General features: G+C 74.0%; 17 protein-coding genes, 1 other RNA gene and 4 pseudogenes. 12 read left to right on the forward strand and 10 right to left on the reverse strand.

Features of this window, described 5'->3' with window-relative positions; translation table 11 throughout:
* The first annotated feature begins 3 nt into the window (after nucleotides 1-3).
* The gene (prfB, locus tag FSW04_RS09295; protein ID WP_146918560.1) at nucleotides 4-1,104 is read left to right on the forward strand and encodes a peptide chain release factor 2; all 1,101 of its coding nucleotides are present in this window, start codon (nucleotides 4-6) and stop codon (nucleotides 1,102-1,104) included.
* 21 nt (nucleotides 1,105-1,125) lie between these two features.
* A complete protein-coding gene (locus FSW04_RS09300; protein ID WP_146918562.1) occupies nucleotides 1,126-2,628 on the forward strand; it encodes an aminotransferase class I/II-fold pyridoxal phosphate-dependent enzyme in 1,503 nt (500 codons plus the stop codon).
* Nucleotides 2,629-2,902: 274 nt separating this feature from the next.
* Here FSW04_RS09300 and FSW04_RS09305 read toward each other — a convergent pair whose 3' ends face one another.
* Both FSW04_RS09305 and FSW04_RS09310 read right to left on the reverse strand, forming a co-directional pair.
* Entirely contained in the window at nucleotides 2,903-4,048 is a 1,146-nt protein-coding gene (locus FSW04_RS09305; RefSeq protein WP_146918564.1) for a baeRF10 domain-containing protein, read from the reverse strand.
* Nucleotides 4,049-4,126: 78 nt separating this feature from the next.
* Nucleotides 4,127-6,241, reverse strand: coding sequence for an ATP-dependent Clp protease ATP-binding subunit (locus tag FSW04_RS09310; protein ID WP_146918567.1), 2,115 nt, complete (start codon nucleotides 6,239-6,241; stop codon nucleotides 4,127-4,129).
* A gap of 147 nt (nucleotides 6,242-6,388) precedes the next feature.
* Between FSW04_RS09310 and FSW04_RS09315 the strand changes: the two genes are divergently transcribed.
* Nucleotides 6,389-7,297, forward strand: coding sequence for a tocopherol cyclase family protein (locus FSW04_RS09315; RefSeq protein ID WP_146918569.1), 909 nt, complete (start codon nucleotides 6,389-6,391; stop codon nucleotides 7,295-7,297).
* On the opposite strand, the gene FSW04_RS09320 is transcribed toward FSW04_RS09315, so the two are convergent.
* Nucleotides 7,284-8,090, reverse strand: a complete 807-nt coding sequence (locus FSW04_RS09320) for a tyrosine-protein phosphatase (RefSeq protein ID WP_228431066.1) — start codon at nucleotides 8,088-8,090, stop codon at nucleotides 7,284-7,286. The genes FSW04_RS09315 and FSW04_RS09320 overlap by 14 nt on opposite strands.
* Nucleotides 8,091-8,260: 170 nt before the next feature.
* Between FSW04_RS09320 and nadC the strand changes: the two genes are divergently transcribed.
* Together nadC and nadA are read left to right on the forward strand one after the other, a co-directional pair.
* Complete coding sequence (gene nadC, locus FSW04_RS09325; RefSeq protein WP_146918571.1) at nucleotides 8,261-9,103, forward strand: carboxylating nicotinate-nucleotide diphosphorylase; 843 nt, start codon at nucleotides 8,261-8,263, stop codon at nucleotides 9,101-9,103.
* Nucleotides 9,104-9,111: 8 nt separating this feature from the next.
* Nucleotides 9,112-10,124: pseudogene (nadA, locus tag FSW04_RS09330) on the forward strand (quinolinate synthase NadA).
* A gap of 144 nt (nucleotides 10,125-10,268) precedes the next feature.
* Here nadA and FSW04_RS26980 read toward each other — a convergent pair.
* From FSW04_RS26980 to FSW04_RS09350, 4 genes and pseudogenes are all read right to left on the reverse strand, one after another.
* Nucleotides 10,269-10,430: a hypothetical protein gene (locus FSW04_RS26980; protein ID WP_228431068.1), complete on the reverse strand. Its 162-nt coding sequence runs from the start codon at nucleotides 10,428-10,430 to the stop codon at nucleotides 10,269-10,271.
* A 104-nt stretch (nucleotides 10,431-10,534) separates the two neighbouring features.
* Nucleotides 10,535-10,966: pseudogene (locus tag FSW04_RS28395) on the reverse strand (DsbA family oxidoreductase); the annotation flags it as partial.
* Nucleotides 10,967-11,359: 393 nt separating this feature from the next.
* Nucleotides 11,360-11,689 carry a hypothetical protein gene (locus FSW04_RS09345; RefSeq protein WP_228431070.1) on the reverse strand — a complete coding sequence of 110 codons (330 nt, stop codon included), beginning with the start codon at nucleotides 11,687-11,689 and terminating at the stop codon, nucleotides 11,360-11,362.
* A gap of 160 nt (nucleotides 11,690-11,849) precedes the next feature.
* Nucleotides 11,850-13,100, reverse strand: a complete 1,251-nt coding sequence (locus FSW04_RS09350; protein WP_146918576.1) for a M16 family metallopeptidase — start codon at nucleotides 13,098-13,100, stop codon at nucleotides 11,850-11,852.
* A gap of 74 nt (nucleotides 13,101-13,174) precedes the next feature.
* Here FSW04_RS09350 and ftsE point away from each other — a divergent pair.
* The 5 genes and pseudogenes from ftsE to smpB all read left to right on the forward strand — a co-directional run.
* Nucleotides 13,175-13,915: pseudogene (ftsE, locus tag FSW04_RS09355) on the forward strand (cell division ATP-binding protein FtsE); the annotation flags it as partial.
* Between the two features lie 128 nt (nucleotides 13,916-14,043).
* On the forward strand, nucleotides 14,044-14,937 hold the full coding sequence (locus FSW04_RS09360) for a cell division protein FtsX (protein ID WP_146918580.1): 894 nt from the start codon (nucleotides 14,044-14,046) through the stop codon (nucleotides 14,935-14,937).
* Nucleotides 14,938-15,058: 121 nt separating this feature from the next.
* A complete protein-coding gene (locus FSW04_RS09365; RefSeq protein ID WP_146918583.1) occupies nucleotides 15,059-16,243 on the forward strand; it encodes a S41 family peptidase in 1,185 nt (394 codons plus the stop codon).
* Nucleotides 16,240-17,994: a ribonuclease R family protein gene (locus tag FSW04_RS09370; protein ID WP_146918585.1), complete on the forward strand. Its 1,755-nt coding sequence runs from the start codon at nucleotides 16,240-16,242 to the stop codon at nucleotides 17,992-17,994. The genes FSW04_RS09365 and FSW04_RS09370 overlap by 4 nt, the downstream gene beginning before the upstream one ends.
* 95 nt (nucleotides 17,995-18,089) lie before the next feature.
* The gene (gene smpB / locus FSW04_RS09375; protein WP_146918587.1) at nucleotides 18,090-18,569 is read left to right on the forward strand and encodes an SsrA-binding protein SmpB; all 480 of its coding nucleotides are present in this window, start codon (nucleotides 18,090-18,092) and stop codon (nucleotides 18,567-18,569) included.
* Here the strand turns inward: smpB and FSW04_RS09380 are convergent, their stop codons facing one another.
* Both FSW04_RS09380 and FSW04_RS09385 read right to left on the reverse strand, forming a co-directional pair.
* Nucleotides 18,570-19,442: a site-2 protease family protein gene (locus FSW04_RS09380; protein WP_146918590.1), complete on the reverse strand. Its 873-nt coding sequence runs from the start codon at nucleotides 19,440-19,442 to the stop codon at nucleotides 18,570-18,572.
* On the reverse strand, nucleotides 19,439-21,259 hold the full coding sequence (locus tag FSW04_RS09385) for a M3 family oligoendopeptidase (protein ID WP_146918592.1): 1,821 nt from the start codon (nucleotides 21,257-21,259) through the stop codon (nucleotides 19,439-19,441). The genes FSW04_RS09380 and FSW04_RS09385 overlap by 4 nt, the downstream gene beginning before the upstream one ends.
* A 225-nt stretch (nucleotides 21,260-21,484) precedes the next feature.
* On the opposite strand from FSW04_RS09385, the pseudogene FSW04_RS09390 reads away from it, so the two are divergent.
* A pseudogene (locus FSW04_RS09390) lies at nucleotides 21,485-22,046 on the forward strand (GNAT family N-acetyltransferase).
* 16 nt (nucleotides 22,047-22,062) lie between these two features.
* Nucleotides 22,063-22,427: a transfer-messenger RNA gene (gene ssrA / locus FSW04_RS09395) on the forward strand.
* 55 nt (nucleotides 22,428-22,482) lie between these two features.
* Here the strand turns inward: ssrA and FSW04_RS09400 are convergent.
* Entirely contained in the window at nucleotides 22,483-23,628 is a 1,146-nt protein-coding gene (locus FSW04_RS09400; RefSeq protein ID WP_146918594.1) for a helix-turn-helix transcriptional regulator, read from the reverse strand.
* Nucleotides 23,629-23,697 lie beyond the last annotated feature (69 nt).

Consider the following 23,697-nt stretch of genomic DNA (forward strand, 5'->3'; position numbering starts at 1 on the left):
CCCGTGGCCGTCCCGGAGGACACCTCACCCCAGCGCCTGGCGCAGATCCGCGCCCAGCTGGACCTGCTCGCCGAGCACGTCGACGCCGACACGCTGTCCGGCCGCATCGCCGAGCTCGACGAGGAGATGCAGGCCGAGGGGTTCTGGAACGACACCGACCGCGCGGCCAAGGTCTCGGCCGAGCGCACGCGCGCCGCGCGCAAGCTCGAGGCCTTCCGCGTCCTGGAGGCCGACGTCGACGACCTCGAGGGGCTCGCCGAGCTCTCTGAGGAGGACGAGGAGATGCAGGCCGAGCTCGGCCAGCAGGTCGCCTCGGTCCAGGACCGCCTCGACGCGCTGGAGGAGGAGCGGCTGTTCTCCGGCCCCTACGACAACGGCGACGCGCTGGTCACCGTCAACGCCGGGGCCGGCGGCACCGACGCGCAGGACTGGGCCGAGATGGTGCTGCGGATGCTCATGCGGTGGGCCGAGGGCCGCGGCTTCAAGGTCGAGCTGCTGGAGGCCAGCGCGGGGGAGGAGGCGGGCATCAAGTCGGCGACGTTCCGGGCCTCGGGCGAGAACGCCTACGGGCTGTTCAACGCCGAGCAGGGCGTCCACCGGCTCGTGCGGATCTCGCCCTTCGACGCGCAGAACCGCCGCCAGACGGCGTTCGCGGGCGTCGAGGTCGCGCCCGTCATCGAGGACACCGGCGACGTCGAGATCGACTCCGACGACCTGCAGATCGACACCTACCGCGCCTCGGGGGCCGGCGGCCAGCACGTCAACAAGACCGACTCGGCCGTACGGATCACCCACCGCCCCTCGGGGATCGTGGTGCAGTGCCAGAACGAGCGGTCGCAGTCGGCCAACAAGGACACGGCCATGAAGATGCTGCGCGCCAAGCTGCTCGAGCGCCAGGAGCGCGAGCGCCAGGAGCTCATCGCCAAGGAGAAGGGCGAGACGCTGGACGTCAACTTCGGCTCGCAGATCCGCTCCTACGTCCTGCACCCGTACACGATGGTCAAGGACCACCGGACCGACCGCGAGATGGGCGATGCCCAGCGCGTGCTCGATGGCGACCTGGACGGCTTCGTCCGCGCCTATCTCCTCAAAGCCGCCGCATGACCGCGGCCCGGCGGTGACCGGGTGAGCGAGGCGCGCACCCCCGATCCAGGCCCGTCGGAGCAGCCGACGGCGCCCTACCTCGACGCGGTCGTCGGCTACGGCTTCCGCGGTTCGGGGCGCTTCCACGTGCCCGGCCACAAGGGCGGCCCGGGCGCCGATCCCGGACTGCGCCACGCCATCGGCGACGACGCCCTGCTGCTCGACATCCCGCAGGACATCCACGGCGTCGACGTCGGCCCGTCGCCGACGCCCTACGAGCGAGCCGAGGCCCTCGCCGCCGAGGCCTACGGCGCGACGCGCACCTGGTTCCTGACCAACGGCGCCACGCAGGGCAACCACGCCCTCTGCCTCGCGCTGGCCCCGCTCGGCGCGCACGTCGTCGCCCAGCGCAACTCGCATGCCTCTGTCGTCGACGGTCTCGTGCTCAGCGGTGGCCGGCCGTCGTTCGTCGCGCCGGCCTACGACGAGGAGCTCGGCATGGCCCACGGCGTCGAGCCCGACGCCCTGGACGCCGCGCTGACCGCCGATCCCGAGGCCCGCGTCGCGTTCCTGGTCTCGCCGACCTACTACGGCATGGTGGCCGACGTCGCGGCGCTGGCCGAGGTCGCCCACCGCCACGACGTGGCGCTCGTCGTCGACCAGTCGTGGGGGCCGCACTTCGGCTTCCACCCCGACCTGCCCCAGAGCGCGCTGCGCCTGGGCGCCGACGCCGTGCTCACCAGCACGCACAAGATCATCGGCTCGCTCACCCAGAGCGCGATGCTCCACGTCGGCAACGGCGTCGACCCGCCGCGCATCGACCCCGGCGCCGTCGGCCGGGCGATCCGGCTCGTGCGCTCGACGAGCCCGTCCTCGCTGCTCATGGCGTCGCTGGACGCCGCCCGCCGGCAGATCGCCGTGCACGGCGAGGCGCTCCTGCACGAGACGCTGGACGCGGCGGCGGCCACCCGCGCCAAGCTCGCGACGACGCCCGGCATCGTGACGATCGCCGAGGACTTCGTCGGCCACCCCGGCGTCGCGGGCTACGACCCCCTGCGCCTGGTCCTCGACACGCGCGGCACGGGCTGTACCGGCTACGAGGTCGCCGACGCGCTGCGCAACGCCTACGACGTGCAGCCCGAGCTGGCCACCGTGGCCACCATGGTCTGCGTCCTGGGCATGGGCCAGCCGACCGACGCGCTCGTGCGCCTGGCGGGCGACATCGACGAGATCGTCAAGCGGATCAGCCGCCCCGGGACCGTCGAGGCGCTCGTGCGCGGCCCCACGGCCCTGCACAACGAGATGGTCGTCATCCCGCGCGACGCGTTCCTCGGGCGCTCGGAGGTCGTGCCCGTCGACGCCGCGGTGGGGCGGATCTCCTGCGAGTCGATCGCCGGCTACCCGCCCGGCATCCCCGCCCTGCTGCCCGGCGAGCGCATCACCGCCGGCACGGTCGCCTACCTGCGCGAGCTCGTGGCCTCGGGGGCGCGCCTGCACGGCGCGGCCGACCCGACGCTGGCCACGATCCACGTCCTCGCCGGCTGAGCCCCTTCCGGGGCCGCCGCCGGCAGCGACGGCCCGTCGGCGCCGACGACCGGGCGGCGTTCGGCTCCATGCCCGAAGAGCGCGGGCTGCACCACGCATCGAGGTCATGGCCGACGTCCCTGCCCGACCGCGCTCGGGGCGCGACCCCACGGGCCCGAGGACGGGGCGCTGGCCGCGCTGCAGGCGGCGTCGCGCCAGGCGCGGAGGGCCGAGCTGCTCGCGCGCCTGGCGTGACGGGCGCCGCGCCCGGGGCCCAGCCCCTCGGGCGCGCCGCTCAGAACCGCAGCAGCGCGGCGATCGAGCCCTTCTGCTCGAGGTCGGCGTCGTCGACCGGCAGGTAGCGGACGCGGCCGTCCTGGGCGAACGTGCCGGCGACGGCCGCCTCGACGACGTTCTCGACCGGCTCGGTCATCGTCCCGTCGGCCGGGCACTGCGCGCCGGCGCTGACGCCGAGCCAGCCGCACCGCGGGCAGCGGATGCCCACCGCGGCGAACCCGTCCTGGACCACGAGGACCTCGACGCGCCGCTCGTGCACGGCCGTGAGCACGTCGCCGAGCCCCGACGCGGCGCGCCCGCCGGTGCCCAGGCCCTCGTCGATGCGCTGTCGCAGCTCGTCGTCGCGCCGGGCGATGAGCTCGCCGAGCACGGGCGCGGCGGCCTGCAGGACCTCGTCGGCGCTCGTGTTCCACACGTCGACGTCGACGCGGCCGCGCACGCAGCGACGCACGTCGGCGTGCAGCAGGTCCTCGAGGTGGGCGACGGTCTCCTTGGGACCGCCGAGCAGGACGCCGGCCAGGTGGCGCCCGCGCAGGCGGCGCTGCAGCTCGCCGTCGACGGCGCGCAGGTGGTCGTCGACCTCCTTCTCGATGCCGCGCTGGTAGCGCGACTGCGAGAGGCCGCCCTGGTCGTGGCGGCCGGAGACCTCGTCGTCCTGGCGCCACAGCTCCACGAGCCCATCGGTCGTGCCCGCCAGCAGCCGGACCCGGCGGCGGTCGCAGAGCACGATCCACCACAGCTCGCCGGCGCCGATCTGGGCCAGCGGCTCGACGCACGGGCTGTCGCCGATGCCGACCCGGTGCGGCACGGGGCGGGGGAGGCGCAGGACCTCGAACAGCCCCGCGGACTCCGACGCGAACACCGCGAGCGCCCGCGCGCCCTCCGTGTCGGTGCCGCCGCGCAGGCGCTCGGCGACGCGCTCGACGTCGTGCTCGAGCCCGGCGCGCTCCTGGTGGGTGAGGTCGTCGCGGTCGCGGATCGACCGGGCGGCGGCGTCGAGCACCGACCGGATCTCCGTCGCCCGCGCGGGCGGCGTGGCGAACTCGCGCGGGTCGAGGTTGATGAAGACGCTGAGGACCTTGCCCTGGGCGGGGCGGGTCTCGGCGAGCTCCCGGAGACGGTCGGTCGTGATGTCGGTCGCCATTGGCAGGCCCTACCCATCGGGACCCCGGTCGTCACGCACCGGGGTCCCGATCATCATCGCCCACCCAGGGCGCCGTGCCTAGGCCGCGAGCGCCAGGACCGGGTCGGCCGCGACCTCGAGCGCCACGGCCCCGTCGGCGCCGTCGGTCGCGCGGACGAGCGCCCCGTCGGCCAGGCGGCCGTCGAGGATCGCCCGGGTGAGCTCGCGCTCCAGCGTGCGGCGGACGTGGCGCTGCAGCGGCCGCGCGCCGAGCTCCTCGTCGAAGCCCTCGCGCGCCAGGCGCGCGACGAGCGCGTCGTCGACCTCGAGCACGATCCGCCGCTCGGCCAGCAGCCGCTGGGCCACGCGGTCGACGATGAGCCGCGCGATCGTGGCGACCTGGGCCTCGTCCAGCGACGTGAACGTCACGATCTCGTCGATCCGGTTGAGGAACTCGGCCAGGAACGCCGAGCGGGCCGCCTGCACCATGCGGTCCTCCGACGGACCGGCCTGCTCGGCCGCGAAGCCGAGCGCGCGCCGCGCCTTGCCCGCGCCGAGGTTGGACGTCATGACCACCACGGTGTTCGTGAAGTCCACCGTGCGGCCCTCGCCGTCGGTCAGCCGGCCGTCGTCGAGCAGCTGGAGCAGGACGTTCCAGACCTCGGGGTGGGCCTTCTCGATCTCGTCGAGCAGGACCACGGAGTACGGGCGGCGCCGGACGGGCTCGGTGAGCTGGCCGCCGTCGCCGTAGCCGACGTAGCCGGGGGGCGCCCCGATGAGCCGCGCGACGGTGTGCGCCTCGCGGTACTCGGACATGTCGATGCGCACGAGCGCGTCCTCCGTGGCGAACAGGCGCTCGGACAGCGCCTTGACCAGCTCGGTCTTGCCGACCCCGGTCGGGCCGAGGAACAGGAACGAGCCCAGCGGCCGGTCGGGCTCCGACAGCCCGACGCGCGCGCGGCGGATCGTGTCGGCGACCTTCTCCACGGCCTCGTCCTGGCCGACGACGCGCCCGTGCAGGTCGGCCTCGAGCTCGACGAGCCGCTGCAGCTCACCCGCGACGAGCTCGCCGACGGGGATGCCCGTGCGCGCCGCCACGACGGCGGCGATCTCGCGCTCGCCCACCTCGGGCGTGCCCGCGTCGGCCGGTGCGGAGCGCTCCAGGCGGCCCTTCAGGACCGCGGCGCGCTCGTAGTCCTCGGCCGCGACGGCCTCGGCGAGCTCCTCGCGCACAGCGGTGAGGTCGACGGGCGCCGGGCGGGCCAGGCGCAGCTTGGCAGCCGCCTGGTCCATGAGGTCGATGGCCTTGTCGGGCAGGTGCTGCTCGGTCAGGTAGCGGTCGCTCAGGCGCGCTGCGGCCTCCAGCGCGTCGTCGGTGATCGCACAGCCGTGGTGCTCCTCGTAGGCGGCGCGCAGGCCGCGCAGGATCTCGACGGTCTCGGGCACCGACGGCGCGTCGACGGTGACCGGCGAGAAGCGCCGGGCCAGCGCGGCGTCGCGCTCGATGCGCCGGTACTCGGCGAGCGTGGTGGCGCCGACGAGGCGCAGCTCGCCGCGCGCGAGCATCGGCTTGAGCAGGTTGGCGGCGTCCATGGCGCCCTCGGCGCCACCGGCGCCCAAGACGGTGTGCAGCTCGTCGACGAACAGGACGATGCGCCCGTCGGACTCGGCGACCTCGGCCAGCGCGGCCTTCAGGCGCTGCTCGAACTGGCCGCGGTACTGGCTGCCGGCGACCATGCCGCCGAGGTCCAGCGCCACGACGCGCACCCCGTGCAGCGCCTCGGGGACGTCCTCCTGCACGATGCGCAGGGCCAGCCCCTCGACGATCGCGGTCTTGCCCACGCCCGCCTCGCCGATGAGCACGGCGTTGTTCTTGCGCCGCCGGGCCAGGATCTCGATGGTCTGGGCGATCTCGTCCTCGCGCCCGATGACGGGGTCGATGGCGCCGTCGCGCGCCGCGCTCGTGAGGTCGCGACCGAACTCGTCGAGCGCGGGCGTGCCGGAGGCCGGGGCGTCCGGGGCCGGGGCGCCGGCGCCCTGGGCCGACGGGCCGAGGCCGGCGGCCCCGAGGCCCTGCATCATCTCGCGCGCGCAGGGCTCGCACAGCACGGCGCCGCGGCGGCCGGCGTCGGTGGCGACGACCATGTGCATCGTGCCGGGGCGCTGGGCGCAGACGGAGCAGGGGACCGGGGGAGTGAAGGGGTTCTCAGGCATGTTCTCTTCTTGCGTAGGTGCCGAAAATCTCAGTCGAGAAGACGCAAGTCTAGCGGCCTGTCAAGATCCCCGGCCGATGCTGTCCGTCTATCGCGCCACCGGCGCCGACCCGCCGTTCGGCGATCCGCGCCGTCCCACGGCGTCGCGATGGAGGGCTGGTTCTGGCGGGTCACCCAGCCGGCGAGCGGCGAGGTCGTCGTCGCGCTGGCCGGCGTCAACCGCGACCGCCGCGGGCGGTCGTGGGGGACCGTCGGACTGGCCGCGCACCCCGGCGGCCTCGCGGCGTGCGCCGCCGTGCCCGGCGCGCAGGCCGACCGCGACGGCACGGTGCACATCGGCCGGGCGCTGACGGCGGGGCCGCGCACGGTGGACCTCGACCTCGGGCCCCGGGCGCGGCTGCAGCTCGAGCTCGAGGCGCCCGTGGGCTGGCCGCGCCGGGCCTTCGGCGGCCTGGGGGTCGCCCACGTGCTCCCGGGCCTCAGCCAGTACTGGCACCCGTGGCTGCTGCGCGCGCGGGCCCACGGCCACGCACAGGCCGGCGGCCGGCGCATCGACCTCGACGGCGCGATCGTCTACGCGGAGAAGAACTGGTCCAACGGCGGCTTCCCGGAGGCCTGGTGGTGGGGGCAGGCCCACGGCTTCGACGACCCGCACGCCTGCGTCGCGTTCGCGGGCGGCACCGTGGCCCTGGGCGGGCTGCGCGGAACCGCCACCGCCCTGGTGGTCGCCGCCGGCGGGCGGTTGCACCGCGTCGTCGGCGTCGGCCCCCGCAGCCCGGCGCTGCGGGTCGGCGTCGACGACCGGGGCTGGACCCTGCGCGGGCGGACGGCGTCGGGCCTGGTCCTGGACGTGGAGGGCCACGCCAACGGCACCGCGCCGCACCGCCTCCCGATCCCCGTGCCCGCCGAGGGCCGCAACCTCCAGGACGCCGCCGCGCAGCACCTCGCCGGGCACCTGCGGCTGACGGTGCGCCGCCGCGGGCGCACCGTCTACGCCGGGACCTCGGTCCTGGCGGGCCTGGAGCGCGGCGCCGGGGCGCCGGTCAGGCCGCGGTGAGCTTGACGCCGAGCGCCTCGAGCTCGGCGTCCTGCATGCCGTGCTCGCGCAGCCAGCCGGAGGTGCCGCCGTGGCCCTCGTCGAGCAGCTGCAGGATCCGGAACATCGTCTCGGGCCGCGGCGCGTGGCGCGCCGGGTCGTGGCGGGTGATGTCGCCCGCGTAGGTCGGGGTGGAGGCCAGGCGCGCGATGATCGCCTCGATGCGCTGGGCGGTGGCGACGTAGTCGCCCACGACGGCCTCGCGGCGCGCCCCGGCCACCTCGAGGGCCATCGCGACGACGAGGCCCGTGCGGTCCTTGCCGGCGGCGCAGTGCACGAGAGCGGCGCCGCCGCCGGGCGGCGCGGCGATCGTCCGCAGCGCGCCGATGATCGAGTCGGGACGGTGCTCGAGGTAGCCCATGTAGGTCTGCACCGTCGGCGACTCGCCGGGCCGGTCGCTGCCGCCGAGGCCGCGCTGCCAGGGCACGACCGTGTCGACCTCGAGGTCGGTGCGCTCGCCGTACTCGGGGTAGAGCGAGCGGTGCTCGACGACGACCCGCGGCTCCTCGCTCATCGGGCTCGGGCCCTCGAGGTTGAGCTCGACGTCCGTGCGCAGGTCGATGACCGCGGTCAGCGACCGCTCGCCGACCAGGTGCGCGACGTCGGCGGCCGAGAGGTCCTGGAGGTTGTCGGAGCGCAGGAGCCGGCCGGGGACCGTGGTACCGCCGCGCGCGAGCGGGATCCCGCCGAGATCGCGCGCGTTCACCGCGCCGTCGAGCTCGATCCAGCGGGGGGCGGTGTCGGCGACGATCACCCCTCCAAGGTAGCGGCCTCGGGCCGCCCGGCGGGCCGGCCACGGTCCACCGCGGGCGCCGGCGCAGCGCACGCGCACGGTCCCCGGGTGCGGCCAGCGACCAGCCGTCGCCCTCGTCGAGGTCGGGCGGGAGATCGCGGCGGGTCACGTCGGCCTATCCTCGTCGACCCATGACCCTGGATCCCGCCCTGGTCTCCGATCTCGTCGCCCGCGCGCTCGCCGAGGACGCCGGGTCCGGCGACGTCACGACGCAGGCGACGGTGCCCGGGGGCGCCCGCGCGGCGGCGACGATCACGCTCAAGGCGCCGGGCGTCCTGTTCGGCCTCGTCGTCGCCGAGGAGGTCTTCCGCCAAGCCGGCGATGGCGTGCAGGCCGAGCGCCTGGCCGCCGAGGGCACGTGGCTGGAGCCGGGCACGCCCGTGCTGCGCGTGACCGGGCCGGCGGCGGCGATCCTGCTGGGCGAGCGCACGGCGCTGAACTTCCTGCAGCGCCTCTCCGGCGTGGCGACGCTGACCGCGCGCTACGTGCGGGCGATCGAGGGGACGGGCGCGGCGATCCTCGACACGCGCAAGACGACCCCGACGCTGCGCGCCCTCGAGAAGGCGGCCGTCGTGGCCGGCGGCGGGCGCAGCCACCGCTTCGGGCTGTTCGACATGGTGCTCATCAAGGAGAACCACATCGCCGCCGCGGGCGGCGTGGGCCCGGCCGTCCGCGCCGCGCGGGCGCGCTTCGCCGACCTCGTCGTCGAGGTCGAGTGCCAGACGGCGGCCGAGGTCGGCGAGGCGCTCGAGGCCGGCGCCCCGCGCATCCTGCTGGACAACATGACGGCCGACGAGATGCGCGCGATCGTGGCCGACGTCGCGGGCCGCGCCGAGCTCGAGGCCAGCGGCAACATCGACCTGGCCACGGTCCGGGCGGCCGCGGAGACCGGGGTAGACTTCATCTCGGTCGGAGCGCTCACGCACTCCGCACCGGCCCTCGACCTCTCCCTCATCCTGGAGCGCCTGCCATGAACCTCCCCATGGCCCCCGGACCCGCCGCACCCCCGGTCCTCTCGTCCGCCGAGATCGCCGATCTCCACGCGGAGGTCCGAGCGCTCGCCGCCGAGCGCAACGCGGTCATCCTCGCGCACAACTACCAGGTGCCCGAGGTCCAGGACGTCGCCGACTACGTGGGCGACAGCCTCGGCCTCAGCCGCCGCGCGGCCGTCGTCGAGCAGGACGTCATCGCGTTCTGCGGCGTGCACTTCATGGCCGAGACCGCGTCGATCCTCTCGCCGCAGAAGACCGTGCTGATCCCCGACCTCGACGCCGGCTGCTCGCTGGCGGACTCGATCACGCCCGACGCGCTGGCGGCCTGGCAGGCCGAGCACCCGGACTCCGTGACCGTCATGTACGTCAACACGACGGCCGAGATCAAGGCGCTGACCGACTACTGCGTGACGTCGTCCAACGCCGTCAAGGTCGTCGAGCACATCATCGCCGAGCGGGGCTGGCAGGGCCGCGACCGCGTGCCGATCCTCTTCGGGCCCGACATGTGGCTCGGGGCCTACGTCGAGAAGGAGCTGGGCGTGGCGATGCACGTCTGGGACGGCGAGTGCCACGTCCACGCCGGCATCCGCCCGCGCGACATCACCGACATGCGGGCCGCCCACCCCGACGCCGAGTTCCTCATCCACCCCGAGTGCGGATGCACGACGCAGGTCATGGAGTACGTCGCGGCCGGTGACGTCGCCTCGGAGGGCGTGCACATGCTCTCCACGGGCGGGATGATCGAGTTCGCCAGGGCCCACGCGGGCCACGGGGCTCCGCGATCGTGGCGACGGAGACCGGCATGCTCCACCAGCTGCGGATGGCGGCGCCCGACGTCGACTTCATCGCCGCCAACGAGCACGCGAGCTGCCGCTACATGAAGATGATCACGCTGCCCAAGCTGCGCGACTGCCTGCGCGACCTCAGCGGCGAGGTCAAGGTCGACCCGGCGCTCGCGGAGCGCGCGCGCCTGCCGATCGAGCGCATGGTCGCGATCGGCTGACGGGCGAACACCGGCCCAGGGGGCCGGGTTCGCTCAGCGGGTGTCGGCCCAGGGGGCCGAACCCGCGTGACGGGCGAACACCGGCCCAGGGGGCCGGGTTCGCTCAGCGGGTGTCGGGGGGCGGGCCCGCGGGGACGGCGTTCGTCAACAGCCGTCGGGCCCGCAGGCGTCGCCCTCGGCGACGCCGTCGGCCATGATCGCGACCGGCTCGCGGGTGCTCCAGCCCTCGCGCAGGAAGCCCAGCAGCGTCTCGGCCGGCTGGGCGCCCGAGGCGCCCATCCGGCGGTCGATGACGAAGCACGGCACGGCGCTGATGCCCAGCGCGGCGGCGGTGCGCTCGTCGTCGCGGACCTCGCGGTGTAGGCCTCGCCGTCGAGCGCCTCACGCACCTCCCCGGCCTCCAGGCCGACCTCGCCCGCCAGCTCGACGAGCGTGTCGCGGTCGCTGATGAGGCGGCCCTCGCCGAGGTAGGCGGCCAGCAGGCGCTCCTTCATCGCGTCCTGGAGGCCGTGGGCGGCCGCGAGGTGGATGAGGCGGTGCCCGTCGAACGTGTTGCCCGAGCGGGCTCGCTCGAAGCGGAACTCGAGGCCGTCGCCGGCGGCGGTCGCCGTCATCTGGTCGTGCATCGCGTGGGCCTGCTCGAGCGTGCGGCCGTACTTGGCGGCCAGGTGCGCGGCGAGGTCGCCCTCGCGCTCGGCCGGTGCGCCGGGGTCGAGCTCGAAGCTGCGCCAGGTCACCGTGACGTCGTCGCGGTGCTCGAACTGCTCCAGCGCGGCCTCGAAGCGGCGCTTGCCCACGTAGCACCAGGGGCAGGCGATGTCCGACCAGATCTCGACGTGCACGTTGGGCGCCTCCGCTCCGATTCGTTGAGTCCGCAACTACCGGACCCAAGCGTAGCGCGCCCCGGGTCAGGAGCCGTCGTCGACCAGCAGCAGGCTGTCCACGTGCGGGCTCGTGGACTCCAGCGCGGAGTGCCCGCCCGCTGCTCGGTCGCGTCGTCCAGCCCGTCGCCGTCGCGGTCCTCGGAGCCGTCGCCGAGCCCGTCGCGGTCGCTGTCGGCGCGGCGCGGGTTCGTGTGGGCCCGGTACTCGGTCCAGTTCGTCAGCCCGTCGCCGTCGGGGTGGCGACCGCCAGGGTCAGGCGACGGGCGAGGGGCGTCTCCGGGGCCATCGGCGGTCCCGCCGCGCGTCATGACCGGCGGCCCGCGTCCTGGCCACGCGGCGGTCGCGGGCTCCTCAGTTCTGGGGCGTGCGCAGCGCGACGCCGTGCTCGGCGACCTCACGCACGACGGGCAGCGTCTCGCGCTTGCGCTCGAACTCGCCCGGGGTGTAGCAGTGCACGTCGGCGGGGGCGCCCATCTCCGCGGCGTCCCACAGGTTGGCCGCCTGGTAGACGCGCTCGAGCCACGGCACGCCGGCGAAGAACTCCGAGACGAGGACGAGCACGTACTCGGCGCCGCGCTCACGCTGGGGCGGAGCGCCCTGGGTGTCGCGGATCCGCGCGCCGCCCAGGATGGCCCGCTGCAGCGGCCATCTCCCGTCGACGCGCTGGACGTAGCGCGCCAACTCGCGATCGTCTCGGATCTCTCCCGCGGTGGTGGTGCCGGCAGTCATACGGTGTCCAGCCACACGAGGCGCGGCCGATCGTCTCACACGGCCCGGCCGCGGCCGCGAACGATGATCGTGGCAGAACCGGACGGTCCGCGCCAGCGCCGGTTCCGCGAGCCTAGAACTCGGCCTCGTCGTGCGGCCCGACGCAGGCCACGGCCGCGGCCTCGGGGTCCACGGCACGCGCGATCGTCGCGACCTCGTCGAACGTGACGGCGTCCAGCGCCGAGATCGCCCGGTCGGGGTCGATGTCCTCGCCGAAGACGATGGCCTGGCCGGCGGCGTAGCGGGCCACGGCGTTCGTGTTCTCGAAGGCCAGGACCCGGCGGCCGGCGCTGTAGGCGCGGGCGCGCTCGACCTCCTCCTCCGTGGGCCCGTCGCGGTGCAGCTCGGCGACGATCTCGCGCATGCGGGCGTAGGCCTCGGGCGTCTTGGACGACTCCAGGCCGGCGCCGAGCTGGAGGATCGACGCGTCGGCCAGCGCGTGGTCGACGGCCCAGACCGAGTAGCACAGGCCCCGCTGCTCGCGGATCTCGTCGAACAGGCGCGAGCCCATCGAGCCGCCCAGCAGCGTCGAATAGATCGACATCGCGGCGCGGTCGGCCGGGTCGCTGACGTCGACGTCGGGGCGGTACATGAGGCGCAGGTGCGACTGGTTGGTGTCGCGGCGCTCGACGAGCACGTCCCGGCGCAGCACCGGCGTGGGCTCGAAGCGCTCGGGCGCAGGAAGGGTCGGGAAGCGCCCGAAGAGCTCGGCCACGGCGCCGTCGGCGGGCACGTGGTCGATGTTGCCCACGATGAACGCGCCGCCGCGCTCGCCGGCCCAGCGGCGCTCGCGGAACGCGACGATCGCCTCGCGGCTGAAGGAGCGCAGGTGTTCCTCGGGGCCCAGCACCGTGCGGCCGAGCGGGTGGTCCCCGAAGGCGGCCTTGTCGATGAGCTCCTCGGCCACCGCGGAGGGCTGGTCCTTGTAGCGCTGGATCTCCTGGATGACGACCCCGCGCTCGCGGTCGAGCTCGTCGGCGTCCAGGCGCGGGCGGCCGACGAAGTCCGTCAGGAGGTCGATGGCCTCCATCGCCGCCTCGGCGCGGACGGTGATGTGGAAGGCGACCAGGTCGTGCGAGGTGTAGGCGTTGAGGCTGCCGCCCATCCGCTCGGCCGTCTCGTTGACCTTCTTGTAGTGGTCGTACTTCTCGCCGCCCTTGAAGACGAGGTGCTCGAGGAAGTGCGCCATGCCGTTCTCCTCGGGTCGCTCGGTGCGCGCACCCGCGTCGAACGCGACGAGGATCGTGACCGCGCGCGTGCCCTCGAGGGCGACGCGATGCAGCGGCAGGCCGTTGGGGAGGGTCTCGCTCGTGATGGTGGGCACTCCCCGCAATCTAGCTTGCAGGACGACGGTCACCGGCAGGGATCGGGCGCGCCGGAGCTAAGGTCAGTCCGGATATGGCGATCGTCGAACGCCACAAGCAGGAGCTCGAGCGCCTCGCGGCGCCCCAGGACCGCGCGCCCGCGGTCATCGAGTTCCGCGGCGTCTCCAAGCAGTACGGCCCCACCGATCGGGGACTCGAGTCGGCGACCTTCTCGGTCGCGCGCGGCGAGTTCGTGTTCCTCGTGGGCTCCACCGGGTCGGGCAAGTCGACCCTCATGAAGCTCCTGATCAAGGAGATCGAGCCGACGGCGGGCACGATCCGCGTCGCGGGCCGCGACCTCAGCGAGATCACCCGGCGCAAGGTGCCGTACTACCGGCGCAACATCGGGATCGTCTTCCAGGACTTCAAGCTCCTGCCCGATCGCACCGTGCACGACAACGTCGCCTACGCGCTGCAGGTCACCGGCAGCTCGCGCAAGGAGATCCGGGCCAAGGTGCCCGACATCCTGCGCCTGACCGGCCTGGCCACGAAGCTGCACTCCTTCCCGGACCAGCTCTCCGGCGGCGAGCAGCAGCGCGTCGCCGTGGCGCGCGCGTTCGTCAACCACCCGCCGCTGCTGCTGGCCGACGAGCCCACGGGCAACCTCGACCCCGAGACGTCGGTCGGGATCATGCAGCTGCTGTACCGGATCAACCGCACCGGCACGACGGTCGTGGTGGCCACCCACGACGCGACGATGGTCGACCGCATGCGCCGTCGCGTGCTCGAGCTCGAGCAGGGCCGGATCATCCGCGACGAGCACAACGCCGGCTACGCGCCGCGCGACATGAACACCGCGGAGTTCGGCGAGCTGCTGCGCGAGCCCGCGCCCCAGCCCCAGCGGCGGATGCCCGCCGACGCCTTCGACGACATCTACCCGGCCGACGACTCCGGGCCCCGCCGATGACCCCCGCCTTCTTCATCAAGGAGGCGTTCCGCTCCATCTCGCGCAACGCGATCCCGAGCTTCGCGGCCATGGCCTCCGTGCTGGTGACCGTGCTCGTGCTCGGCGTGTTCATCCCGGTCGTGCAGGCGACGACCGGCGCGGCCAACGAGGTGCGCAGCCGCGTGCTCGTCGACGTCTTCCTCAAGCGCGACGCCTCGGCCTCCGACATCGCCCGCGTCCGCGCCCTGCTCGCCGACCCCGGCCGCGTCGCGCACGTCGGCAAGGTGCAGTTCGTCTCCAAGGCCCAGGCCCTGGCCGACGAGAAGAAGCGCAACCCCGAGGCCTACAGCCTGCTCGGGTCCAACCCCCTGCCCGACACGTTCCGCGTCACGCCCGACAAGCCCGACAACGCGCTGGCCCTGCGCGACGAGCTCGCCGGCGCGGGGGCGGGCGGCCCGCTGGACCGCTCGATCGAGAGCGTCAAGAACCGCAAGGACCAGACGAGCAAGATCCTCACGGCCACGCGCGTGGTCAAGCTCGCGATGGGCGGGCTGGCGATCCTGCTCGTCATCGCCTCGGTGCTGCTCATCTCCAACACGATCCGCCTGAGCCTGTTCTCGCGCCGGCGCGAGGTCGAGGTCATGAAGCTCGTCGGCGCCACCGACAGCTTCATCCGCTGGCCGTTCGTCATCGAGGGGGTCGTGCTGGGCGGCCTGGGCGGTGTGCTCGCGGTGCTCCTGCTCGGCGTCGGCAAGATCGCGCTGCTGGACCCGCTGGCCTCGGACTTCGCGCTCATCGCGGCGCCGAAGACGATCGGCTTCGGCCTGCTGGCGTTCCTGCTGCTGGCGGCCAGCGTCGGGGTGTCGGCCGCCGGGTCGAGCATCTCGCTGCGCAAGTTCCTGCGCGTCTGAGCGATCCTCGCGCAGGGGGCTCGGATCGCTTCGGCGCGAGCTCGCCAGGGGCTCGCTCGCGCGGCCCCGCCGGGTCCGCCGCCGCCCGACCACAGATCGACCCCTAGCCTGTGCCGCGACCATGATCCGCCGCGCCCTCGCCTCGCTCGTGCTGTGCCTGATCATCCTCGTCGCGGGGATCTGGCTCGGCGGCCATCCCGACCGCCTGCCCGGGTTCGCACGCGACGCGTTCGTCGGCGACGGCGACACGCGCGTGGTCAAGGAGGCGATCGACGACGTCCACGACTCCTACTACCGCGAGATCCCGCGCAAGGAGCTGGCCAACGACTCCATCAAGGGCATCGTCGCCTCGCTCGGCGACCGGTTCTCCAACTACTTCAGCCCCGAGGAGTACACGAAGTTCCGCAGCCAGCAGCGCGGGCAGTTCGCGGGCGTCGGGATCTCGGTCGTCGAGGACAGGCGCGGCCTGAAGATCGTCCAGGTCTTCGACAACTCGCCCGCCAGCCGCGCGCGGATCGCCACCGGCGAGGTCATCACCGCCGTCGACGGGACGTCGCTGGCCGGCCGCGGCAACAGCGCCTCCGTCGCGCTCATCCAGGGCCGGACGGGGACCGACGTGCGTCTGACGCTGCTGCGCGGCCAGACCTCCCGCGACGTGGTGCTCAAGCGCGCGGTGATCTCCGTGTCGCCCGTGCAGTCCAAGGAGCGCACGCTGAACGGCCGGCGCTACGCGATCCTCTCGCTGGCCGACTTCGGGGAGGCCGCGCACGCCAAGCTCGCCGAGGGCGTGCGCAAGGCGCTGCGCGACAAGGCCGCCGGCATCGTGCTGGACCTGCGCGGCAACCCCGGCGGCCTGGTCACCGAGGCCCAGCTCGTGGCCAGCGAGTTCCTGACCGGCGGCAAGGTCGTCACGACCCGCGGCCGCGCGGTCCCCACGCGCACGCTCAGCGCGCTCGGCGACCCCATCGCGCCGAAGATCCCGCTCGTCGTGCTCGTGGACCGCAACAGCGCGTCGGCCGCCGAGATCGTCGCGGGCGCGCTGCAGGACAACCACCGCGCCAAGCTCGTGGGGACGCGGACGTTCGGCAAGGGCGTCTTCCAGCAGGTCATCGAGCTCTCCAACGGCGGGGCGCTGGACATCACCGCCGGTCAGTACTTCACGCCGTCGGGGCGCAACCTCGGCGGCCGCGGCACGGCGACGGGCGCGGGCCTCACGCCCGACGTCCAGGCCAGCGACGACCCGAAGACCAAGGGCGACGACGAGGCGATCGACACGGCGCTCAAGACGCTCGCGGCCGAGTCGTGAGCCGGGCGCGCACCGTCGGCAGCAGCCTGACCGCGGAGGCGTTCACCGTCGGTGTCCTGGCCAAGCGCGGCCGCTTCGCCGTGCTCGAGCCGTTCTTCGAGCGCCGCCCCGGCGGCCGCCGGCCCATCGTCGACCCGGGGCGCAACGCGCGGCCGGGCCAGCTCGTGCTCGTCCGCACGGGCGGCCGGGTCAAGGGCCACGCCAAGGTCGTGCGCGTCATCGGGCGCCCCGACGTCGCGCGCGACGTGCTCGAGGCCCTCATGCTGGACCGCGGGCTGCGCCGGTCGTTCCCGGCCGGCGTCGACACGGCCGCGCGCGAGGCGGTGCAGGCCGTCGACGACACCGTCGCGCGCCGCGACCTGCGCGACCTGCCGACGTTCACGATCGACCCGTCCACGGCCAAGGACTTCGACGACGCGATCAGCGCCGAGGAGCTCGGCGACGCGCACTGGCGTGTGTGGGTGCACATCGCCGACGTCAGCGCCTACGTGCGGCCGGGCTCGCCCGTCGACCGCGAGGCCTACCGCCGGGGCACGTCGGTGTACGTGCCCGGCGCGGTGGAGCCCATGCTGCCCGACGTGCTCTCCAACGGCGCCTGCTCGCTCGTGCCCGGCGAGGATCGGCTGGCCGTCACCGTCGAGCTCGAGCTGGCGGGCGCCGCCGTCACGCGCGCGGCGTTCTTCCGCTCGCGGATCCGCTCCGACGCGCGCCTGGACTACGAGCAGGTCGACCGGATCTTCGCCGGCACCGAACGCGCGCAGGAGCCCTGGGCCCTGCCGCTGGCGGCCGCGCGAGGGGCGAGCGCCGCGCTGCGCGAGCGCCGCGAGGCCCTTGGCGCCCTGGCCGTCGAGAGCGCCGAGCCGGCGTTCGCCCTCGACGCCCAGGGCCACATGGTCGGGGCCGAGCGCCAGGAGCAGACGGAGTCCCACACGCTCATCGAGCACCTGATGATCGCCGCCAACGAGGCGGTCGCCCGGCTGCTGTCCGACCGCGGGATCCCGACGCTGTACCGGATCCACGAGCGGCCCGAGCCCGTGGCCGCCGAGCGGCTGCTCGAGCAGCTCGAGAGCCTCGGCGTCCCGACGCCGCCCGCGCCCGAGCACATCGGGCCGCGCGAGGCGGGGGAGATCATCGCCGCCGCGTCGGTGCTCGTGGCCGCCGAGGTGCGCCGCCGCGGCGGCGCCGGGCGCCTCGGCCTCACGTCGCTCGTCCTGCGCTCGCTCAAGCAGGCCCGCTACGCGCCGGAGAACAAGGGCCACGCCGGCCTGCACTCCGAGGCCTACTGCCACTTCACCTCGCCCATCCGGCGCTACCCCGACCTCGTGTGCCACCGCGCGCTGCTGTCGGCCGTCGGCGGCGGGGAGGAGGCTCCGCGCGCCACGCGCCTGGACGAGGCCGCCGAGTGGACCTCGGGGCGCGAGCGCGACGCGATGAGCATCGAGCGCGCCGCCGACGACGTCGCCCAGGCCTTCCTGCTCGAGCGCGGCCTGTTCGACGGCTCCATCGACCGCGACCAGGAGGGCGAGGTCGTCGGCCTCATCGGCGCCGGCGTGTTCGTCGCCTTCGGCGACGGCTTCGAGGGCTTCCTGCCCGTGCGGCGCCTGCGCGGCGACTGGTGGGAGCTCAACGAGGCCGGGACGCAGCTGCAGGGCGAGGAGTCCGGGCGCACGATCCGCATCGGCGACGCGCTGGCCGTGCACGTGCGCTCCGTCGACGCGCCCCGCGGGCGGGTCGAGCTCGACATCGCCTGACGCCCGCCCAGCGGGCGGGGCCAGGTCGCGCGAGCTCGCCCAGGGGCTCGTTCGCGCCGCGCCCGGGCAGGGCAGGGCCCTACAGTGGACAGGGCATGGCCAAGGGCAAGAAGCGCAAGGTGGCACCGGGCGACGTCGCGAGCAACCGCGCTGCGTCGCACCGCTACGAGTTCCTCGACAAGCTCGAGTGCGGCCTCGTGCTCCAGGGCACCGAGGTCAAGTCCCTGCGCGAGAACGGCGCCCAGCTCAAGGACGGCTTCGCCATGATCCGCGACGGCGAGATCTGGCTGCAGAACGTCCACATCCCGCCCTACGCGCCCGCGGCCCGCAACAACCACGAGCCCGAGCGGCCCCGCAAGCTGCTGGCCCACCGGCGCGAGATCGAGCGCCTCGTCGGCCGCACGCACGAGCGCGGGCTGACGCTCGTCCCGACGCGGCTGTACTTCTCCGACGGCCGGGCGAAGGTCGAGATCGCCCTGGCCAAGGGCAAGGACCGCTTCGACAAGCGCGAGACGCTCAAGAAGAAGGACATGCAGCGCGACATGCAGCGCGCGCTGCGCGAGGTCAACCGGTAGCTAGTTGGGGATGTCGCGCTGCAGGTGCGTGACGTCCAGCGCGATCACGAGCGCGATGATCAGCAGCAGGTAGGTCGCGCCGATGATGATGCGCTGGCGGCGCGGGATCGCGTAGTAGCGCTCGATGTCCTCGCCGCCGCCGCGGAACGCGCGGAAGCGCTGCCAGGTCTCCCAGATCCCCAGGACCGCGATGAGGATGATGAGCGGGTTGGGGAAGACGAACACCAGCACGACGATGCCGAAGACGCCGAGCAGCCACACCCACGGGCTCAGGGCGGCGGCGGCGCGGGCGCCGTCGAGGAACCCGACCGGCAGCAGGTTGAACAGGTTGAGGAAGAACCCCGTGAAGGCCAGCGCCTGGAACAGGTGGTTGCCCGTCAGCGCGTAGAGGCCGATGCACGCGGCGGCCGCGATCGATCCCAGGACCGGGCCGGCCAGGCCGACCCGCGCCTCGGCGGCCGCGTCCTTGCCCAGCGACTTGGCCCAGATGAGCGCGCCCAGGAACGGGATGAAGATCGGCGCCCCGGCGTCCTTGACGCCCTCGCGGCGCAGCTGGATGACGTGGCCATACTCGTGGACGAGCAGCAGCAGCACGAACCCGACGCCGAACTGCCAGCCCCAGATCAGCGCGTAGGCGCCGATCGAGACGAGCATCGAGCCCGACGTGACCAGGAACTTGGCCTTGGTCAGGACGAGCAGGACGGCCTTGAACTTGCCGGCCAGCGCCACGAGCGCCGCCAGCGGCGCCAGCAGCCGCGCCAGGAGGCCGCGGCGCTCCTCCTGGGCGGGGCCGAGGCCCTCGTCGGCCGCCGCCGGGGTCACCGGCGGGTCGGAGGCGGGGGACCGCGGAGGCAGCCAGCGCTCGTCGTTCACCCCGTCGAGTGTAGGTCCTGGTCGCGCTTGGCCAGCACCTCTTCGGCGGCCGCCTCGGCCTGCTCGAGCTGGTCGCCCACGAGGCCGATGCCGGTGCGCCAGAAGCCCGGGTCGGTCAGGTCCAGCCCCGCGATCGCCGCGAGCTCCTCGGGGCTGCGCGATCCGCCGGCCGAGAGCAGCTCGAGGTACTTCGGCGCGAAGCTCTCGCCCTCGGCCAGGTAGCGGCCGTAGACCGACAGCGCCAGGAGCTGGCCGTAGGCGTAGGCGTACACGTAGCCCGGGGTCGAGATGAAGTGCGGGACGTAGGACCACCACGTGCGGTAGTTGTCGGTGACCTCCACCGCGTCGCCCAGCAGCTCCTCCTGCGACTGGGCCCACAGCGCGCCGATGGTGTCCAGGCTCAGCTCGCCCTCCTGCCGGCGGGCGGTGTGCGCGAGGTCCTCGAAGCGGTTCATGGCGACCTGGCGGAACACCGTCGCGATCGACCCCTCGATGTTCTCGGCCAGCAGCGACAGCCGCGACTCGGGCGTCGTGGCGGCGTCGAGCAGGCGGCGGAAGACGAGCGTCTCGCCGAACACCGACGCGGTCTCGGCCAGCGTCAGCGGCGTGTGCTGCTCGAAGACCCCGCGGTCGGCGGCCAGGTAGGCGTGCAGCCCGTGGCCGAGCTCGTGGGCGAGCGTGAGGACGTCGCGGCGCTTGGACGTGTAGTTGAGCAGGACGTAGGGGTGGACGCTGGGCACCGTGTAGGCGCAGAACGCGCCGCCGCGCTTGGCCGGGCGCACCGGCGCGTCGATCCAGCGCTCGTCGAAGAAGCGCCGCGCGCCGTCGGCCATCTCGGCCGAGAAGCCGGCGAAGGAGTCCAGGACGGTGTCGCGCGCCTCGTCCCAGCCGATCTCGGGCTCCTCGCCTCCGACCGACGCCATGCGGTCGTGGTCGGCCAGGCGCTCCACGCCGAGCAGCCGGGCCTTGAGCCGGTACCAGCGCCGCGGGATCTCATAGGACTCGCGGACGGCCTCGACGAGGGCCTGGACGGACTCGTCGCTGGCCTCGTTGGCGAGGTTGCGCGACGAGATCCAGGTCGGGAAGGACCGCAGCCGGTCGTCGGTCGACTTGTCGGCCAGCAGCGTGTTGAAGATGTAGCCGCGGATGCGCAGGGTCGGCTGCAGCGCCTCGCTGACCCGCTGGGCCACGTGGGCGCGGACGTCGCGGTCCGACGACGCCAGGCGCGCGAGCGCCACGTCGAGGGCCACCGGCTCGGGCTCGCCGTCGAGGTCGACGGCGATCGCGCTGGTGACCTCGCTGAACAGGCGCGACCACGCGTCGCGACCCGTCACCGCCTTCTCGGAGAGGATCTTCTCCTCGGGCTCGGTGAGCAGGTGCGGTCGGTAGCGCCGGGCCGTGCGCAGGTGGTGTCGGGCCCGCTCCAGGCCGTCGGCCGCCAGCAGCTCCTCGACGCGGGCGTCGTCCAGCGCCGCCCACTCGAGATCGAAGAACAACAACTTGGTCTCGATCGCGGTGCCGCGTTCCTGGACACGCTGCATCAGCGCGCCCGTCGCGGGGTCGGCGGTGTCGACGCTGAAGCGCAGCGCGGCATACGAGCCGACGCGGCCGACGATCTCGGAGATCTCGCCCAGCTCGGCCATCGCGGCGGCCAGACCGGGTCCGTCGAGCTGAGCGACCTTCCCGGCGTGCTGCTCGGCGAAGGCGTCGGCCCGGCGCTGGGCCTCGTCGAGCATGCGGTCCGCGCCGGGCTCTCCCTCACCGTCGACGAGCGGCTCGAGATCCCAGGCGACGTCCTGCGGTGCGGTCGTGGTCATGCCTCCAATCTAATTCCTCGCAACGAGCACGACTTCCGTGCTGGCCCCCTTGACGTCGTTCGGGGCCGAGCGTACGGTCCGCATCAGGACGCAGGACCGGATACGCGCAAGAGCGAGGCCATGAGGTGTGAGGCCGCGCCACCCACCGCCCGGCGCAGCCCTCTCGGGGGCGCGAGAGCGAATGGGTCCTCGAACGCGCTCTGGTTCTGCGTCTTCTTTGTTGCCATGGGCCCAGGCACGACAGCCGCGGACATCGTCACGTCGCGGCTGCTGCTGCGCCGCTTCACCCAGGCCGACGCCGCGCCGCTGGCCGCGATCGACGCCGACCCCGAGGTCATGCGCCACATCGGGGCGGGCGGCCCGGCGGAGCCCGGGGAGAGCGCGGGCCTGCCGGCACGTTTCGAGCGCGAGTGGGACCGGCGCGGCTTCGGGATCTGGGCCCTGGAGGAGCGGGGCGCGCCGGGCGTCCTGGTGGGCCTGTGCGGCCTGACCGCGCCGACGTTCCTGCCCGACGTGCTGCCCGCGGCCGAGGTCGGCTGGCGCCTGGCCCGTCCGGCCTGGGGGCGGCCTGGCCACCGAGGCCGCCCTCGCCACCGTCCAGTTCGGCCTGCAGGCCCTCGGGATGGCCGAGATCCTGGCCGTCGTCGCGCCCGACAACGAGCGCTCGCTGCGGGTGTGCGCCAAGCTCGGGATGCACCCGCGCCCCGACCGGATCCACCCGGCGACGCGTCGCCGCGTACGCGTCCTGGCCGCCTGGCCCGCGGACGCGGCGGCGCGGCTACACTAGGTGGCGACATATCCCCGGGGACGACAGGCTTCGACGTGGTCGGTTCCGTAGGGATGGTCGCGAGCCGAGGTCCCGGAGGCCTCGTAAAACACCGGGAAAACCATACGTGCGGACTCTCACGAGTACGCCCTCGCTGCTTAGTCTCTGACTAGGTGAGTGAGGTTCCGCCCCACGCCTGCCGGCCGCGGGGTGTGCGGAATCAGAATGCCGGCTCACCCGGGGAGGTCCGCTCCTGCCGAACCGGGGACATCTTCAGGGAGCTGGTCACCCGGACCCCTGTCGGCGCGGCTACCGGGTGACGAGATCAGAGCGCCGACTACGCTCGTAGACGCCTCCACTGCGCGATCGCGGACGCGGGTTCAATTCCCGCCGTCTCCACCTGAAGGACCGAGAGCCGCCCCGACCGGGGCGGCTCTCGGCGTTGCGGGGCCAGGCGCTATCCGCGGTCGAAGCGCCCGCGCGACGTCAGCGGCGTCTGACGCACCACCTCCGGGAGGTACTCGTCCAGGAAGACGCGTGCGACCAGCTCCTGGCGCGAGCCGACACCGACCTTGTCGTACAGGCTCTTGACGTGGTCCTCGACGGTGTGCGGGGACAGGACGAGCGCCTCGGCGATCTCCGCTCGGGACAGGCCGCGGGCCAGCAGGGTGGCCACGTCGCGCTCGCGGGCCGTCGCGCCGAACGCCTCGAGGCGGACCGTGGCCGACCGCGCGCCCCTGGCCGGCTCCAGGACGACCGCCACGCGGCCGTCGTGGTGAGGTCCGGGCCGCGAGGCGTGCAGCGTCACCCAGCCGTCGCCGCCGGGCACGGTGACGACGTTGCCGCCACCCTGGCCGCCGTCCGGCGCGGAGCGGACGAACGACGCGAGCGCGAGCACGGGCGTCGGGATCGTCTCCCCGGTGCAGCGCGGCTCGCGAGGATGGAGCGAGGCGAGCAGGTCGCGTGCCGGAGGGGTGATCAGCTCGACCTCGTCGCCCGGGCCGAGGACGACCATCCCCGGGGCCTCGGCGCCCGTGACGCGACGGGCGGCGTCGAAGCGCAGCGACGCGCGGATGCCGCGGGCGATCGCCCCGGTGAGGGCGGCGAGCGCGTCGGCGTCGCGCTGCTGGAACGCGCCGCTGCTCGCGCGGCGGGCGATGTGCACGGCGCCCCAGGCACGCCCGCGGATCACGAAGGCGGCGCGGAGCTCGTGCGGGATGCCGGCCGGCAGCAGCAGGTCGCGATAGCGCGCGCTGCGCCGAGGGTCGCCGCGGGTGACGTGATCGAGGATGCCGACGGGCACCCGTCGCGCGGCAAGGCCGGCGAACGTGTTGACGTCGTCGACCATGTACTCGCTGCGGACGATCAGCTCACCGGCTGCGGGGGTCGCCTCGGGGGCGAACACGCCGCGCTCGATGAGCTCCTTGGGCGCGTCGGCGGTCAGCAGCCGCGTGCTCGGGTCCAGCGTGTGCCAGCAGCTGGCGTCGTTGTCGATGACGTTGCGCAGCCGCGGGGACAGCTCCGCGAAGAACTCCTCGCGCGGAAGTCCGCGCGCGCCGAGCAGGTCGATCTCCTCGATCAGCCGCTCGACCGTCCATCGCATGCGGGCGAGTCTCCCACGCCGTGCAAGAAAGATCCCCGCACGCGAGGGGATGGTCCCCGCCCGTCACGG

This window comes from Baekduia soli, from assembly GCF_007970665.1.
Lineage (GTDB): Bacteria > Actinomycetota > Thermoleophilia > Solirubrobacterales > Solirubrobacteraceae > Baekduia > Baekduia soli.